Here is a 16865-nt window from a genome sequence, read left to right on the forward strand (position 1 = left end):
CCGCCCGGCTCCGGGCCCGGCGGGCGAGGCAGGCACGGCGACGGCGGCTCCCTCGGCGCCGCCCCGGCCATCCAGTCCGCCGGCACCGGGCTTCACGCCGGGGGCCGCGTCACGTCCGCCTCCCCGGGGTCCCGGGATGGGTGGGCCCCCTCGCGCGGGTGGGCCTCCGGGCCGCTTCGCGCCGCGCCCCGGCCCCCCGCGCCCGCCGCCCACGCCGGAGCAGATCCTGGCGCTGGCCACGCGCGAGCACGTGCCGGCGCGCATCGCCAAGGGTGAGCTGGAAGGGAAGATGAAGGCGCGCATCTGGCGCAAGCTGCACGCCGAGGAGGCGAAGCGCTTCGACCAGGTCTACGAGCTGATGGGCCAGACGCCGGGCCTGTCGCTGGGCGACGCGTTCGGCATCCTCCAGAGCGGCCTCACCGTGCAGGAGTTCATGGCACGCAAGGAGCGCAGCCAGCGCAAGGCGGCCATCAAGCAGGCGCGCGGCCAGGTGGACAACGCGCTCGTCGCGGACTTCCTGGGCGCCTTCATCGAGCAGAAGACCGAGCTGTCCGTGGTGCTGGCGGAGCGGTCGCTGCTGGACACGCTGCTGGCGGAGGAGGCCATCGCCTTCACCTTCGAGCGCACGGGCCGTCTGGAGAAGCTCCAGGTGGTGCTCATCGCGCGCAGGGGTGACTGGGAGCGGCTGATGCCGACCCTGGAGCGCGACGCGAAGCTCACGCAGAAGCCGGCGCAGGTGGCGCGGCAGCCGGACAAGCGCCCCTACTCGGACCCCCGGCCGTTCCTGCCGCACATCGGGCAGACGGTGAAGCTGGTGCTGCGCAACGGCATCACGGTGGAGGCGCCGCTGTTGCGCGTGGGCCGCTTCGACGTGCTGCTGGGCGAGCCCGGGCACGAGCTGTTCGTCCCGCTGCACGCGCTCCTGCGCTTCGAAGCGCCCCCAGCCCCCCCCGAGGATGCTTCCGACGACGAGGCCGGTTCAGAGCCCGACGCCGAGGGCTGAAAGCGGCTCGCGGTGTCGTTACTTCCGGGCGGCCCTGCCTTCAGTGGCGGGCCGCCCGTGTCCTTCCTCCCCCTGGAGACTTCATCCATGCGCCCCTTCTTCTCCCGCATCATCAAGCCCTGGCTCGCGCTCACCGCGGCGGCGGTCCTCGCGGGAGCGTCACAGCAGGCGTGCACGAAGGAGTCCTCCGCGAAGGAGCCGGGCACGCCCGCCGCGCAGGAGGTGGGACGGCGGGAGAACGGCGTGCACGTGGTGGAGCTGGCCGTCACGGAGAAGGGCTATGAGCCCTCGCCGGTGCAGCTCAAGAAGGGCGAGCCGGTGAAGCTGGTGGTGACGCGCAAGACGGACCTGACGTGCGCCACCGAGCTCGTGATGGACGAGTACAAAATCGACACGAAGCTGCCCCTGAACACGCCGGTGGACATCACCTTCACGCCCAACCAGTCCGGGACGCTGAGGTACGGCTGCGCGATGGGGAAGATGATCGCCGGTACGTTCGTGGTGGACTGACGCCCCGGACTCCTTATGCCCCCCTCCTCCCGTCGCATCGTCGTGCTCACCGTGGCCGCGGTCCTCGTGGGGGTGACGCAGCTGGCGTGCTCGAAGGAGCCCACCGCCGCGAAGGCGCCGGAAGCGGATGAGCACCGGGGCCACGGCTACACGGCCCTCGTGGACGACGGCCACGTGGTGAACGGGAAGCTGATGCTGGAGATGTCCGTCACGGAGAAGGGCTTCGAGCCCTCCTCGGGGGGCCTGCTCCAGAAGAACCAGCCGGTGACGCTGCTGGTGACGCGCAGGACGGAAGCGACGTGCGCCACGTCGCTGGTGATGGCCGATTACGGCATCGACGCGAAGCTGCCGCTGAACACGCTGGTGGAGATTGCCTTCACGCCCCGTCAGTCCGGGACGCTCCATTACGGGTGCCCGACGGGAGAGACCACTGGCCGCTTCTTCGTGCAGTAGCGCCCCGCTCCGTTAACTGGCGATGTCCGCCCGGGCGGGTAGTCTCGCGGGCCTGCATGGGCAGCTCGGAGCTCTTCACCCGGCACGTCTTCCTGGACCTCGAAACGACGGGGCTCGACCCCCGCGTGGATGAGGTCATCGAAGTCGGGTGCCTCTTCTTCGAGCACGGCCGGGAGGTGGACCGCTTCTCCCAGCTGTATTCGGCCTCGCGCCCGCTGAACCTCACCATCCGCCGGCTCACCGGCCTGTCCGACGCGCAGCTCGCAGGACAGCCCCGCTTCGACGCGGAGCGCGCCCAGCTGCGGGAGCGGCTCAAGGGCTGGACGGTGGTGGCGCACAACGCCCCGTTCGAGAAGGGCTTCCTGCCGGACGTGCTCGGCGGCGTGCCGGTGCTCGACTCGTGCGAGCTCATGCACTACCTGCACCCGGAGCTGCCCAGCCACTCGCTGGAGTCGCTGATGCGGTGGGCGAAGCTGGGCTCACAGCAGCCGCACCGGGCGCTGCATGACTGCGTGGCGGTGCACGCGGTGCTGGTGCACGCGCTGGATGGCTGCGTGCGCGACGGGCGCGCGGAGGACGTGGCGGACCTGCTGTCCACGATGGACCCCAGGGCCCGCGCGTCGCTGGGGCCCACGCCGCTGCTGGATGCCCTGTCGGATGAGGACGCTCGCGACCTGGCGATGGACGCGGAGGCGCGCCCGCTGCTGGAGCTGCTCTCGCGGCTGTGGGAGGCGTGCCGGGCCACGCCAACGCCGCTGAACCTGGAGACGACGGGCGGCTTCCTGCGCGCGCGGCCGGAGCGCAAGCGCGCGAATGGCGGCAGGCCTCCCCCGGAGCCCGAGCTGGACGCGACGCCGCTGCCGGTGCGGCCAGAAGAGGTGGCCCAGGTGCTGGGGCCAGGCGGCGCGCTGGAGCGGGGCGGCGGATTCCTGTCCCGGCCCGCGCAGCTGGAGATGGCGCAGGCGGTGGCGCGCACGCTGTCGGACGGCGGGCAGGTGGCGGTGGAGGCCGGCACGGGCACGGGCAAGTCGCTGGCGTACCTCACGCCCGCGGCGCTGTTCGCCTCGCGCAACGGGCTGAAGGTGGGCGTGGCGCCGCACACGAAGACGCTCCAGGACCAGCTCCTGGAGAAGGACCTGCCCCGGCTGCACCAGGCCACCGGCGGCGCGTTCGGCTACGCGCTGCTCAAGGGCCAGACGAACTACCTGTGCCGCCGCCGCGCGCTGGAGGCCACGCGCGTGGAGCCGGGGATGAATCACTCCGCGCGGGCGCCCCGGGCCTACGTGCGCGCGTACATGCGCCGCAGCGTGGACGGGGACCTGGACCGGCTGAGCCACTGGTTCCGAGAGCGCTTCCCCGGCATGCACGGGCTGGTGCCGGCGGTGCGCTCCGAGGCGGCGACGACGCTGGGCGAGCGGTGCCCGCATCACCACAAGTGCTTCTACCACTCGGCGGTGGCGCAGGCGCGCGAGGCGGACGTGCTGGTCATCAACCAGTCGCTCGCGTTCGCGTGGCCCGCGCGCTACGGGCGCCTGGACCACCTGGTGCTGGACGAGGCGCACGAGTTGGAGGACGTGGCCACCACCGCGCTCACGGTGGAGCTGTCCGACCTGGCCTTCCTGCGCCTCACGGAGCGGCTGCACGGACGCGACGGGCGCCGGGGCCTCTTCGCGGAGTTGCGCCGCGCGCTCGCGGCCACGCGCCGGGACGAGTCCCGCGTGCTGATGTCCGAGGTGGACGACGCCCTGCGCACGCTGCTCCAGGAGGCGCGCCTGCTGGGCGAACAGGTGACGGCCCTGTGCGAGCCCGCGGCGGCGATGCCCGGCGAGGACGCGGACGACGCGGCCTACGCGCCGGAGCTGCGGGTGACGGACGCGGTGCGCGCCCTGCCCGCCTGGGAGCCCGTGCGAGAGGGACTGGTGGCGGTGCGCACGGCGCTGCAACGGGTGCACACGCTGCTGTCGGTGCGCGTCCTGGCGGCGCTGCCGGAGCTGGCGGTGAAGCAGCCTTCGCTGGAGCGGGAGCTGGCCGGCGCCACCACGGAGCTGGGCGAACTGTCGGTGCTCGCCGGCGAGTTGGCTGGAGAGCCGGACGCGAAGCGCTGCTACGCGGCGCGGGCGGAGCCTCGCAAGGCGCGTTGGAGCGTGGGCGCGCAGCCGGTGGACGTGTCCGAGTCCGTGGCGAAGGACTTCGCCGCGAACAAGCGCGCGCTGGTGATGGCGTCCGCCACGCTGGGCACGGGTGACCCTGTGCCCTTCGTGCTGAAGCGGCTGGGACTGAGGCCGCCCATCCTGCGCGCACCGTCGCCGTTCCATCTGGGACAGCAGGCGCTGGTGGTGCTGGTGACGGACGCGCCGCGCGCGCACGAGGAGCCGTTCATCGACTGGGCCTCCGGGCGCATCTCCGGCCTGGCGCAGGTGATGGGCGGCCGGGTGCTGGGCCTGTTCGCCTCCACGCGGCGGCTGGAGCGCGTCGCGCGCGAGGTGCAGGCGCGGCTGGAGCCGCACGGCATCGAGGTGCTGCGCCAGTCGCGCGGGCACGGCCGTTCGCTGGCGGCGCGGCAGGAGCGCGACACGGGCACGGTGCTGCTGGGCACCAAGAGCTTCTGGCAGGGCGTGGACATCCCCGGCCGCGGCGTGGGGTGTGTCTTCATCGACAAGCTGCCCCTGGAGCCGGCGTCACGGCCGCTGGTGGCCGCGCGCGAGGAGCCGCTGGCGAAGGCGGGCAACGAGTACCTGGGCTTCCTCCAGTACCGGCTGCCGCGCGCGCTGCTGCTCCTGCGCCAGGGCGTCGGGCGGCTCATCCGCTCCACCACGGACCGGGGCATCGTCGTGGTGGCGGACCCAGGACACGCGAGCTACCGGCCGCTGCTGCTCCAGGCGCTCGCGGGCTACCGAGTCGTCGCGCTGCCGTGGGCGCAGGCCCGGCTGCTGCTGCACTCGGAGCTCTTGCAGATGGGGCTCACCGCGGACACCGCGCGGGTGTGAGCCCCAAGGCCCTGCCCTACCGCGCCAGCCGCTCGCGGTAGCGCGTCTCCAGGGCGGTCAGTTCGTCCACCCAGGGGCCCGTGGCGCCGCTCGTCTTCGCCTGCGCCAGGGCCTCCGACAGTGCGCGCGCGTCCTCGGTCTGCTGCGCGCGCAGCCGCTGGGTCATGTCCCGCGCGACCTCGAAGACATCCTGCAGCTCGTCGCCTTCGCGCAGGCCGTGCTGCGGCGGGTTCAGGTGGCCTTCCGCCACTTCGCGCATCATGCGCTTGATGCGGAAGAGCGGGCCCACCATCCGGTGCGTCACCACGATGGTCGCCAGCGCCACCACCGCGATGAACGACACCAGGCAGCCGCCCAGCACCCACCACGTCAGCTGCTGATGGCGCTCCAGCTCCGCGCGCTGCGTGACAATGGCCGCGCGCTCCGCGTCGTACTTGGCGTCGATGGCCTGCGCCTGCTCGCGGAACTGCTTCTCGAACGCCGGGTCGTTCATGTGGGCCATCAGCTCGTTGGAGAGCGTGGCTCCGGACAACTCGCGGCTCACCTCCGCCGCAGCCGAGCGGGCGTCCACCGCCGTCGCCGTCTCGTGCAACAGCGAGTTCGCCGCGCGCACCAGGAAGATGCCCAGGAGCGCCGCCATCACCAGCGTCACACCGACGATGTACGCGGTGAGCCTCAGCTGGAAGGGCGCGTCGAGCAGGAAGTTGCGCCAGCGGCGCTTCGTCGTCGGGGCCTGGGCCGTGGTCGTCGTCATGTCTCGCTGCTCCACTCGAAGGTCGCGGCGGCTTCCTCGATGGCTCGGGGGATCAGGGCCTTCAACAGGTCCGCGGGCGGAGCCCCCGCGGCGTTCACTTCCACCTGTCCCATCAGGGACTGCTCCGGGTACGTCATGCACAGAAGCTGCAGGCGCAGGCCTCCACTGTCCGTCGCCTGGATCTCCGCCGTGATGCGGTAGCCGTGCACGCCCAGCTTCTTGAGCGCGCCCTTCGCCGCGGCCTTCGACTCCTTCTCCGGCGCCATCTGCGCGCCCCGGCGCACCAGCTTGGAACGAAGCCGCTCCTGCGTCACCTTCACGAGCTCCGCGGGCACGCTGCCCGTCTTGTCCTTCAGCGCGTCCAGCGACAGGTAGAAGCGCGGCCGGCGCGACTGGAACGCCTTGATGACCTTGATGGACTCCGCCACCGCCGCCTGCACCGTGGCGTCCGCCTCCCCCTGCACCGCCTGGAGGCAGTCGAGCCCCTTCGGCTCCAAGAGCGCGCCCAATCCCTTGGCCACCGCCGCGCGCACCAGCTCGCTCGGGTCCTTGAGGCCGCCGCACAGCGGTGTCACCGCTTCGGGATCCTCGGTGGCGCCCAACACCAGCGCGGCCTGTGAGCGCGCACGCGGATCCCTTCCCTTCTCCAACTGACGGCCCAGGAAGGTGATGCGCGTGTCTCCCTGCGCCAGCGCAGCGCACGGCAGCAGGAAGATGATGAAGAGCAGGAGTGCTGTCGGCAGCCGCATGGGATGGGCAAAGAAGTACCAACAGTGTAGCCGCGATTTACCTGTCCACGACAGTTGCCTCGCAGGGCAATCGCTCCCACCTTCGATGCGCACAAGGGCCGACGTCTTCCAGGGGGAGGACGGCTGGGGTGCCGGGGACCCGAGGCGGGTCACTCCGGGCTGGGGGCGCAATGAAGCGCGGATACATCCTGACGGGTGTTCTTCTGCTGGCGGGGTGGATGGGTGGCTGCCGTGACTCGGACCGCCTGACGTCCGTGGGCAAGCCGCGGCCTCCCGGGCCGACGCCGGTGGAATCCACGCCCACCCTTCCCGACTCCGAAAACTCACAGCCCCCGCCCGGCAGACCGCCGCCGGAGCCGGAGGTGGTGGACCCGCCGCCGCCCGACCCGGAGGCGGAGGTGTTGGACCCCACGCCCATCCCGACGACGGACGGCGTCCCGGGCCCCCTGCCGGGCGTCTACACGGACCAGGGCGAGGCGCCGGTGACGGACCTCATCCGCGGGCTCGTGTCCTTCCCCATCCGCGACCCGTCCGCGCTCGAGGAGCGCATCGCGGACATCTACAAGCCAGGCGGATCCCGCTTCCGTCAGTACATGACGCCCGCCGAGTGGATGGCGAAGCACGCTCCGTTGGAGAAGGACGTCACCGTCGTCACGGACTGGCTGAAGTCCGAGGGCATGCAGGTGCCCTACGTCGCCACCAACCGGCTGCTGGTGCAGTTCGTGGGCACGGTGGGCCAGTTCAACAAGGCGTTCGGCGTGACGCTGCGAGTGCTGGAGCGAAAGTCGCCGCAAGGCGGAAATGATCCGCACGACGTCTACGGCCTCGTGGAGACCATCAAGGCCCCCACGTTCGTGCAGCAGCGCATCCACGCCGTCGTGGCGTTGGACCTGCCGGCGGAGACGGGCACGCTGCCCGGCGAGTTCGGACAGCCGTCCACGGAGCCGCCGAACCCCGTCAGCCGCGGCCTCACGCCACAGCAGGTGGCGCGCGCGTACAACGTGGACTCGATCTATCAGCAGGGCCACCAGGGCCAGGGCATGAAGCTGGGCGTGGTGATTGGCGCCAGCTTCCGGTGGAAGGACGTGCGCGCCTTCTGGAAGATGTGGGGCATCGAGCGCGAGGACCCCAAGGTCATCCAGACCATGGAGCCGCCCGTCACGCGCTACCGCGAAGGCACGCTGGACGTGGAGTGGGCCGCGGCGATGGCACCCAAGGCGGAGGTGCTCGTCTACATGGGCCCGGACGCGCGCAACACGTCCATGCTCTACACCTACAACGAGGCCATTGGCCGCGGCGAGGTGAGCGTCATCACCACGTCCTTCGCCCACCGCGAGGACTCCGAACCCAAAGCGGTGCATGAGGCCTACAGCCACGCCAGCACCATGGCCGCCGCGCTGGGCATCACCGTCGCGGCGGCGAGCGGCGACTCCGCGGGCGTGGACGTCCCGGGCAACAGCCCCTACGTCACCGCCGTGGGCGGCACGCAGTTGAAGATGAACGGCATGACGGTGACGGGCGAGACGGCCTGGTACTACTCCGGCTCCGGCATCACCCGCACCTTCGCCACGCCGGAATGGCAGAAGGGCCTGGTCCCGATGCCCGCCAAGCGCGCGGTGGTGGACGTCGCGCTGAACGCGGACACCGGCTACTGGTACACGTGGCTGGGCGTCACCACGCCCAACACCGGCACGTCGTTCTCCTCGCCCATCTTCGCGGGGATCATGACGGTGGTGAACGGCGCGCGCGCGGACGCGGCGAAGCCGAGGGTGGGCTGGCTCAACTCGCAGCTCTACACGCTGCCCGCGGTGCAGCAGACGTTCCGCGACATCACCGTGGGCGTCACCGACCGTCAGTACGAAGCCGGGCCGGGCTGGGACATCCCCACCGGCTGGGGCGCACCCGACGCGGAGGGACTGCTGCGGACCCTGCCCTGAGCGGGCGGGTGACATAGGGCGGACGGGCAACCGAGCCCCGCCCCGGCTGTCATCCCGGATTGACGGGGTGTGAATGCATGCGCAGGGCGTGCTGTTCGGGACAGGACCATGTCCTTGCCCCCCCTGCGCGCATCCCTGTCCTGCCTCCTGCTTCTCGCAGCCGCTTGCAGCAATGCCGTCGCGGGACCGAGCGATGCCGTGGCGGAGAGCCCCTCCACGTCCGCTCCGGGGACCGTCGTCGGGACGCCCACTTCGCCCACCGCGCCCGTGGAGGACGTGGGCCAGGTGCCCACCACGCCGACGCCCACCGACACGGTGACGCCCGTGGAGACGCCCGCGCCCGAGACGCCGGTCGTCAGCACGCCTGCTCCCACGACGGGCGTGTGCTCGCCGCTCGGCTCGCTGTCCAGCCTGACGGGCAACCTGACGACGTGGCTCCAGACGGCGCCCATCGCCACGGCCAACAGCGGCGGCTTCAAGGAGCCGGGCGGCACGGAGCTCGCCGCGTTCGAGGGCGCGTTCCGCACGCTGCTCACCGAAGGTCCCACGCCGCGGGTGGTGCAGGACCTGGCGGGGATGGGCTACGGCGTGTCCACCTTCCGCAATGACACGGGCGGCGGGTGGCTGGTGGTGCGCGAGCAGGGCCTGCTGTCGCGCGGCGGCGGCACCTTCATCATCAACCTGTTCCCCGCGCGCGACCTGTGGCTGGAGGCGCCGCACGCGGACTCTGATGAGGGCACGCTGCGTCAGACGGCCACGCAGCTGGTGACCCTGGGCGCTCGAGCGCTTCTCATCACCGGCAGCAACCGCTGCGCCGTCACCACCGCCAGCCCGTGCAGCGGCACCACCAGCGTGTGCGGCACGAAGGGCCTGCGCATCTCCGACGCCGCGCACTACGGCAACAACTTCTTCACCGCCGCGCACCGCGCGCTGCGCGACACGTACCCGGACGCCATCGCCGCCAGCATCCACGGCATGGACGCGGGCGACGGTCCCGAGGCCGCCGTGGTGAGCGACGGCACCAGCGCGCCGCGGCCGGATGCGCTCTCCAACCGCCTGCGCGACTCGCTCAACACCCACCTGACGGGCACCAAGAAGGCCTTCTCCTGCAACGCGGCGGATGACTCGGGCAAGCACCGCACGCTGTGCGGCACCAGCAACGTGCAGGGCCGCATCGACAACGGGGCCTCCGACGCTTGCTTCGCGGAGGCCGCCGCCGCCACGGACCGCTTCGTCCACCTGGAGCAGTCCGCCACGCTGCGCGGCACCGGCGCGTCGTCCAAGGCCGTCATGCAGGCGCTCGCGGACACCGTGCCCTGCACGCTCGGCGGTTCCGGCCTGGGCTGCCCTGCCGTGGTCGCGCAGGACTGCCCGTGAAGTGTCTCGCGAGAGACGTCCGCACGTGCCGTGCCAGGCGGCTGCTCGCCACGTGAAGCAGGCGGGCTGATCCGTCCGCGGATCCGATACCAGTGTCCGGGGCTGGGCATTCAGTGACACTGGAGGCCCGAAGTTTCGGTTGGACAGCGGACGCTTCTCAGCAGCCGAGAGGGGCAACCCTGGTCGGGTCCGGCGCCCTCCCTAGATTCGAGCGGCCACCATGGCGCTCCTTTCGACCCTGACACTCTTCCCGGCCTACTCCCTCGATACCTCCATCCTGGTGGCGGTGCTCGTGGGCGTGCTCATCCTGGCGCTCCTCACGGAGACGCTCGGGTGGGTGTTCGTGGGCCTCGTGGTTCCCGGCTACCTGGCCTCGGTGTTCGTCATCCACCCGGAGGCGGGCTGCACCGTCGTCGCCGAGTCGCTGCTCACGTACGGCCTGGCGCTGGCGTTCTCCAGCGGACTGTCCCGCACGGGGGCCTGGAGCGAATTCTTCGGCCGAGACCGCTTCTTCGCCGTGGTGCTCGCCAGCGTGGTGGTGCGCGCGGTCAGCGAGACGTGGCTGCTCCCCGTGCTGGGGCACTGGATGGACGAGCGGTGGGGCACGTCCTTCATCGTCGACCGCAGCCTGCACAGCATCGGCCTGGTGCTGGTGCCGCTCACCGCGAACGCCTTCTGGAAGCTGAAGCTGCGCCGCGGGCTGTGGCAGGTCGCGGTGCCGGTGGCGCTCACGTACGTCATCCTCCGCTTCGTGCTGCTGCCCGGCACCAACCTGTCCTTCTCCAGCCTGGAGCTGATGTACGAGGACGTGGCGCAGGACTTCCTGTCCAGCCCCAAGGCCTACATCATCCTGCTGACGACGGCGTTCCTCGCCGCGCGCTTCAACCTCAAGTACGGCTGGGACTTCAACGGCATCCTCGTGCCCGCGCTGCTGGCGCTCACGTGGCTGGAGCCGTTGAAGCTCGTGGCCACCTTGGCGGAAGTGCTGCTCCTGGTCGTGGCCGCGAAGGCGGTGCTGTCCGTGCCGGGGCTGCGCACGCTCAACCTGGAGGGCCCGCGCAAGACGGTGCTCGTCTTCTGTCTGGGCTTCCTCGTGAAGTGGGGCATCGGCTGGGCCATGGGCGGCCGGATTCCAGGCCTCAAGGTCACGGACCTGTTCGGCTTCGGCTACCTGGTGCCCACGCTGCTGGCGGTGAAGATGCTGCAGAAGCAGGTGATTGCCCGCGTGCTGCTGCCCACGCTGCACACGTCGCTGGCGGGCTTCCTCATCGGCAGCTTGGCGGGCTTCGGGCTGTCGCTCATCGAACCGCGTCCGGCCACCGCCCTCACCGCGGAGGCGCCGCGCGACCACGTGCCAGGGCTGGGCCTGGACCGGTCTCCGCTGGGCCTGATGGTGCTGGGCCGCGCCACCGCGCGCGAAAGCGACGTGGGCGGGCAGTCGCTGCGGCTGAAGCACGGCGACCTGCGCGAATACAGCGGGCTGTGGAACGGACTGGACGCGTGGCTGGAGTCGGGCCGCGGGGAAGGCTTGAGCGCGCTGCGCACGAAGGCGGTGGCGCTGGGGCTGGAGCTTCGCGAGCTGCCCAAGCAGGACGGCGTGCCCGCGCGCTTCGCGCTGGTGGAGCGAGTGGAGGGCGCCGGCAAGGCGGGCTGGGACACGTCACTGCTCGTCCCCGGTGCGCAGGGGCCGGTGCTGGAGGTGCCGCGTCCCCTGACGGAGGCGCCGAGCGCCGAGGCCGCAGCGCTCCTGTGCGAGCGCGTGAACTGCCGCGCCATCATCGTGAGCGGCGTGGATTCCCGCCGCGCGGGCCTGGTGCTGGGTGATGCGCTGGCGCAGTCGGAGACGCCGCTGCGCCACGCGCACGACGCGCTGTCCTCACGGGAGCGGGTGCAGCTGCGCGTGGATCCGTCACTGAAGCCGGGCCAGGTGGTGCTGCACACGCCGGACGGCAAGGCGCCGCAGGGCCTGGACATGCTGTGGCCGGGCGCGACGGTGACCGCGAATCCGCCGCCGGAGCCTGGCGGCAACTGGGGTGAGTCGCGGGTGAGCGTGCTGCGCGCGGGCGCCGCGGACCTGGCCTCGCTGGTGATTGCGCACGCGCAGGCACTGGCCGCGCCGATGACGGAGCGCGACGCGCTGGGCACGCTGATGGTGACGCCGGAAGTGGCGCGCGTGCCGGCGGTGCGGCCCTCGGACGCGGAGCTGCTGGTGCTGGAGCAGCAGGTGGCCTCGCCGCTGTTGGGCGGTGGGACGGCTGACGTGCCGCGGGAGCTGCGCTCGCGCTGGGCCGGGGCCATGGCGGCGCTGATGGGCCTGCGGGTGCATCCGGTGACGGAGTGCGCGGATGCGGCCACCGGATGCTGGTGGGTGACGGACGCGGAGGACACGCCGGGCCGGCTGGGCGCGGGGCTGATGGTGCGTCCGGGCGGTGCTCCGCTCGCGCTGGAGGTGCCGTCGCCGGCCCGCGAGGCGGGCACGCTGCCGGTGGCCGCGGAGCTGTGGCACGAGTCGCGTTCCACCGCGCTGGTGTTCGCCACCGCGTCCGGCGACATGCCCCACCCCGCCACCTTCGGTGAGCTGCGCACGAGCTTCCAGGCGTTCCATCAGGCGGTGCACCGCGCGCTACCGAAGGAACAGGGCTGGGTGCTGCACCTGCGCGGCTTCTCCGGCCGGCCGGCCGTGGAAGCGGACGTGCTGGTGGACGTGGGCAGCCCGGTGCTCACTGAAGCGCAGCGGCCCGCGGACCTGGAGCGGCTGTTGTCGCAAGAGGGCCCGCTGGGCTGGCTGGGGCAGCGCGTGCGCTACCACGACGGCTCTCCGGAGCTGACGGGCCTCAACGACGCGAGCCCGCAGCAGGTCTTCTCCCGCACCTTCGGCGGGGCGCGGCTGGCCACGCTGTGGCTGTCCGAACCGCTGCGCGGTGCCTTCGTGGGCCCCCGGCTCGTGGCGGAGGAGTTGGCCATCACGGGCCTGTTGCCCGAGGAGCCGCGCGAGTCTCCCGAGCGCGCGCTGCTGGCGGACCGGCTGGTGGCGCCGACGCAGCCGGTGTCCGCGGCGCTGAAGCAGCACTTCGCGGAGCTGACCGCGAGCGCGGAGCGCTACGTCTCACAGCAGAATGTGCATGACCTCCGCGCGCTGGCGGAGACGAAGCGCGTGGGCAATGTGACGCGTCAGGTGAAGTCCGGCTTCAGCGCCGAATACGGCCTGCCCTTCCTCCTGGTGGAAGCGCGGCAGGGCAAGCAGGTGCTGCGTGCCATCTATTTCCTTCAGCAGCACCCGTCGCCGGCGAAGCGCGCGGAGCTGACCGCGGGTGACGCGGAGCTCGCGAGCACGGTGGACCTGGCGCTGCGGCACCGCCGTCCGGTGGTGCTGACCGGGGAAGTCTCCCGCGAAGAGGCCCGTCGATGAAGACCCGCAGCCGCGCCCTCGTGGCGCTCCTTGGACTGATGGTGGGCCTGGCCCTCATCTGGGGCGCGAGCCTCGCCGTGCTGGGCAACACCGACACGCCCACCGCGCGGCGCGACGCGAAGTTCGTCAACGCCGAGCGCCTCATCTTCTATCGCCTGGAGCCAGGCCGGGAGATGCGCGTGCGCGTCCCCGCGGAGGCCGAGGAGCTGCTCATCGTCACGCACGAGCTGCTTCCGGACGGCTCGCCCTACGCGCCGGAGAAGCAGTACCAGTACGGCCTCAAGGCCATCCTGCGCGGGCCGGACGGCGTCCTGCTGGAGCGCTCCATCTTCACGCGCACGCGCCAGAGCAAGGGCCAGCCGCAGGAGGACGGCACGTTCCTGGCGGAGAGCGCCTTCACCACGCACGCGGTTCAACAGGTGACGGACGAGCGCGAGTTCGTGCTTCGCCTGCCCAAGGAGCGGCCGGACTACTCCGTGCTGTACCTGCGGGCCGCGGGCGCGAACGACACGCTCCTGGCGCGCGTCTACGTGCGCGCGCACCGCACGCTGCCGCTGCTCGCGTCGCAGAAGCTGGCCCAGGCCCGCGCGGAGGTGCGCGCCGGGCGTGCCACCTTCGAGCCCTTCGAGAAGCTCTCCGCCGACACGCGCCGCTGGCTCGCGGAGGAGCACTGGGAGCGCCTCAACGCGGAGGGCGAGGCGGGCACCGACTACCAGATTGAACCCGTCTACCGCACCCCGTACCGGCTGCCGCTGGTGGAGGCCACCGAGTCCGTGCAGGAGCGCCTGGGCGCGGGCCGCGCCGTGGCCCTCAACGTCACCGGGCCCGCGAAGCCGGTGCTGTGGCTGTGGAGCGACGCGACGGACACGAAGGCGCAGCCGCACGGCCCCGTGACGGTGCAGACGCTCTCCGCGGACGGCACGGCCCACACGATGGAGCTGCCGGGCCCCGTGGCGGGTTCGCCCATGTCGCACCCGCTGGAGCTGCCGGAGGGCGTGCACACGGTGATGGTGCGCAACGACGGCCAGGAGGACCTGCGCTACACGGTGGAGGGCCCGTTCGAGTCGTGGCTGCTGCCCGCCGAGTCGCGTTCCCAGCCGGGCGTCGCGTCGGAGGGCCGCGTGGCCTTCCTGCCGGACACGCGCCGCACGGAGGCGTTCGCCACCGGCCCGGCATGCCCGGTGCTGGAGCTGGACATCGATCCGCGCATGGACGCGGTGGGGCGGCTGGTGCGCATCGATGCGCGCTCGCTGGACCGCGTGCCCTCGCGCGAGCCGCTGCACCTGAGCCTCACGGTGCTGGATGCGCAGGGCCAGTCCCTGGGACAGGCCTCGCTGGACGCGACGCCGGAGCCCGCGCCGTTCGAGAGCGCGGCCTTGGTGCCGCTGCCGGGCGGCGCGCTGCCCTGCACGCCCGTGGCGACGGTGGCCCAGGACGCGGGCTCCGCGGGCTCTGGAGAAGTGACGGACCTGCCAGCGTGGGTGTCGGGCGCGACGAGCGCTCGGGTGTTCCTGCCGATGGGGGCGCGCAAGCTGCGCGTGGAGGCGCCGCGCACGACCATCGTGCAGCTCTACAGCTTCCTGTCCAGCGGTCAGCCCATCGCGGTGTCCACGCCGTACACGAACGACGCGCTCACCGGCGTGCGCTGGCGCAACGCGCCCGTGGAACAGCGCGCGTGGCACCCGATGCGTCCGGCGAACATGAACGCGCTGATGCAGGGCGGCGCGCGCATGGAGCTGCTGAGCCAGGTGCGCCTGGAGCCCGTGGGTCCCGAGGAGGAGAGGTCTCCGCCGACGGGCGACGCGGTGGTGGTGCGTCCGTATGGCTCGCCCTCGGTGGTGGAGGTGCTGGAGTCCGGACCGGCGGACACGGTGGACATGGTGAGGGCGCTGTCCACGGTGCTGGAGCCGGGCCGCGCGGTGCGGGCGCGCTTCGATGCGCGCACGCCCACCCGTCCGGAGGTGCGCCTGTCGCTGAAGGACGCGGCGGCGCTGGGCAACGAGGTGGAGGTGCTGCTCGACGGCGAGCCGCTGCACCGCTTCACCGTGCGCTCCACGCGGGCGAGGGAGCTGCTGCCGCCGCTGCCGCCGGGTGAGCATGAGGTGCTGCTGCGTTCCACGGCGCCGGGGCTGACGGCGCTGCTCAACCGGCCTCCGGCGGCGGGCAGCGGTCTGCGCTCGCGCACGGTGTATCCGGTGAGCCAGGGAGGGCTGCGTGTGCCGGTGCGCAAGACGGGGCCCGGCGCGGTCACGCTCAACGTGGTCGTCTACACGCCGGTGGCGGAGGGCGCGACCGAGCCCCAACTGTCCGTGACGGTGGATGGCGGCAATCCCGTGCGCCGCGCAAGTGTGTTGGTGCCGCACGTCACGCGCGCCGAGCGCACGGTGGTGCTGCCTGCCTCCGAGCGCGAGCCGGCCATGCCGGTCGGCCGCCCGGGCGTGAAGTGGTACGCGCGCACCGTGCCGGTGACGCTGGGTGAGGACATCGCGCCGGGCGTGCACACCGTGCGCATCCAGTCGCTGGGCAGCGGGCCCATGTGGGCGCGGTTCTTCATGTTCGGCCAGGCGGTGGACAACGCCGCGCCGCGCATGTGGAACCGGGGCGGCTGGCAGCCCGACGAGGACATGTTGTGAGGTTCCTCGGGAGGACCGGGTCGTGGCGCCCGCTCGTGGCAGCGGGGGTCGTGTCGGTGCTGGGCGCCGGCATGAGCGCCAACGCACAGCCGGCCATGCGCGCGAAGGCGGCCCCACGGCCTGCTCCGGAGCGCGTGCCCCAGGAGGATCCCACCGTGAACGTGCCCGAGCAGTCAGGGTGCCGTGTGGACGCGCGCTTCTCCGGGCTGTGGCCCCGCGCGGACGCCGTGACGTTCCACCCCACCACGCTGGAGGAGCGGACCGCGTTCGCGAAGCTCATCCCCGCGTTGCTGGCCGCCGCGCCGAAGCAGAAGGACGTGCCCCCGGAGCTGATGAACGTGGCCGCGTCCGTGGGCTTCTTCCTGGAGACGTGGACCACGCCGCGCGACACCTTCTGGGTGCTGCGGGAGCGGCCGGACCGCTACCACGGCGCGGGCGCGTATTTGATCCGCACGGGTGAAGCGACGAACGACGTGGTGCAGGTGCCGCACCCCTACTTCGACATCGGCACGGAGGACATCGGCTCCACCCTCTTCGTCTGCCCTCCCGAGGGCCTCGCGCCACGCCTGTTCATGACCGCCACCGCGCACCGCTACAAGGGCACGCCCGGTGAGACGCCCGAGGATCCGGAGCACCCCGCGGACGTCGCGCACAACCCGGAGCACCTCTTCCAGACCGTGACGGACCTGGCCGCGCGCAACCTCTCCGCTCCGCGCGTGGTGCAGCTGCACGGCTTCGGCGAGACCAAGGTCCAGAAGGGCCGCACGGAGAAGCTGGCGGCGGTGCTCAGCGACGGGACGCGCAAGCCCGGCAGGTGGGCCCGGCAGGTGGCCGCACCGTTGGAGGAGGCACTTGGCCCTGGAGTGAAGCTGTTCCCGGACGGAGTGCAGGTGCTCGGAGGGACACAGAACGCGCAGGCCCGTCTGCTCCAGTCCTATCCGCAAGCCCGCTTCCTGCACCTGGAAATGTCATCCCGTACGCGCAAAGCGCTGGCGAACCCGGCACGTCTGGACCGGCTGGCCCAGATTCTGTTCGCACCCTTGGAGGACTGAG

The 16865-nt window shown here is 72.0% G+C and carries 11 protein-coding genes; 9 read left to right on the forward strand and 2 right to left on the reverse strand.

Going from position 1 to position 16865, the window contains the following annotated elements:
• Window positions 1–136 precede the first annotated feature (136 nt).
• From GTZ93_RS42435 to GTZ93_RS13185, 4 genes are all read left to right on the forward strand, one after another.
• Window positions 137–1003, forward strand: a complete 867-nt coding sequence (locus GTZ93_RS42435) for a hypothetical protein (RefSeq protein WP_261778354.1) — start codon at window positions 137–139, stop codon at window positions 1001–1003.
• 87 nt (window positions 1004–1090) lie between these two features.
• On the forward strand, window positions 1091–1513 hold the full coding sequence (locus GTZ93_RS13175; RefSeq protein WP_120578064.1) for a cupredoxin domain-containing protein: 423 nt from the start codon (window positions 1091–1093) through the stop codon (window positions 1511–1513).
• A 15-nt stretch (window positions 1514–1528) separates the two neighbouring features.
• Window positions 1529–1966, forward strand: a complete 438-nt coding sequence (locus GTZ93_RS13180) for a copper transporter (protein WP_139923360.1) — start codon at window positions 1529–1531, stop codon at window positions 1964–1966.
• A 56-nt stretch (window positions 1967–2022) separates the two neighbouring features.
• Window positions 2023–4953, forward strand: coding sequence for a helicase C-terminal domain-containing protein (locus GTZ93_RS13185; RefSeq protein ID WP_139923358.1), 2931 nt, complete (start codon window positions 2023–2025; stop codon window positions 4951–4953).
• A 16-nt stretch (window positions 4954–4969) separates the two neighbouring features.
• On the opposite strand, the gene GTZ93_RS13190 is transcribed toward GTZ93_RS13185, so the two are convergent.
• Both GTZ93_RS13190 and GTZ93_RS13195 read right to left on the reverse strand, forming a co-directional pair.
• Entirely contained in the window at window positions 4970–5707 is a 738-nt protein-coding gene (locus tag GTZ93_RS13190) for a HAMP domain-containing protein (protein ID WP_139923356.1), read from the reverse strand.
• Window positions 5704–6456: a HEAT repeat domain-containing protein gene (locus GTZ93_RS13195; protein ID WP_139923354.1), complete on the reverse strand. Its 753-nt coding sequence runs from the start codon at window positions 6454–6456 to the stop codon at window positions 5704–5706. Before GTZ93_RS13195 ends, GTZ93_RS13190 begins: the two co-directional genes overlap by 4 nt.
• 170 nt (window positions 6457–6626) lie before the next feature.
• Between GTZ93_RS13195 and GTZ93_RS13200 the strand changes: the two genes are divergently transcribed.
• The 5 genes from GTZ93_RS13200 (at window position 6627) to GTZ93_RS13220 (ending at window position 16864) form a co-directional block, all read left to right on the forward strand.
• Window positions 6627–8393 carry a S53 family peptidase gene (locus tag GTZ93_RS13200; RefSeq protein WP_161662798.1) on the forward strand — a complete coding sequence of 589 codons (1767 nt, stop codon included), beginning with the start codon at window positions 6627–6629 and terminating at the stop codon, window positions 8391–8393.
• 108 nt (window positions 8394–8501) lie between these two features.
• Complete coding sequence (locus tag GTZ93_RS13205; RefSeq protein ID WP_120578070.1) at window positions 8502–9770, forward strand: hypothetical protein; 1269 nt, start codon at window positions 8502–8504, stop codon at window positions 9768–9770.
• A gap of 220 nt (window positions 9771–9990) precedes the next feature.
• Window positions 9991–13179 (forward strand): poly-gamma-glutamate biosynthesis protein PgsC/CapC, encoded by a 3189-nt coding sequence (locus GTZ93_RS13210; protein WP_139916090.1) that lies wholly within the window; start codon window positions 9991–9993, stop codon window positions 13177–13179.
• Complete coding sequence (locus tag GTZ93_RS13215) at window positions 13176–15812, forward strand: hypothetical protein (RefSeq protein WP_139916089.1); 2637 nt, start codon at window positions 13176–13178, stop codon at window positions 15810–15812. The genes GTZ93_RS13210 and GTZ93_RS13215 overlap by 4 nt, the downstream gene beginning before the upstream one ends.
• Window positions 15813–15847: 35 nt before the next feature.
• Entirely contained in the window at window positions 15848–16864 is a 1017-nt protein-coding gene (locus tag GTZ93_RS13220; protein WP_139916088.1) for a hypothetical protein, read from the forward strand.
• Window position 16865 lies beyond the last annotated feature (1 nt).

Source organism: Corallococcus exiguus, from assembly GCF_009909105.1.
Lineage (GTDB): Bacteria > Myxococcota > Myxococcia > Myxococcales > Myxococcaceae > Corallococcus > Corallococcus exiguus.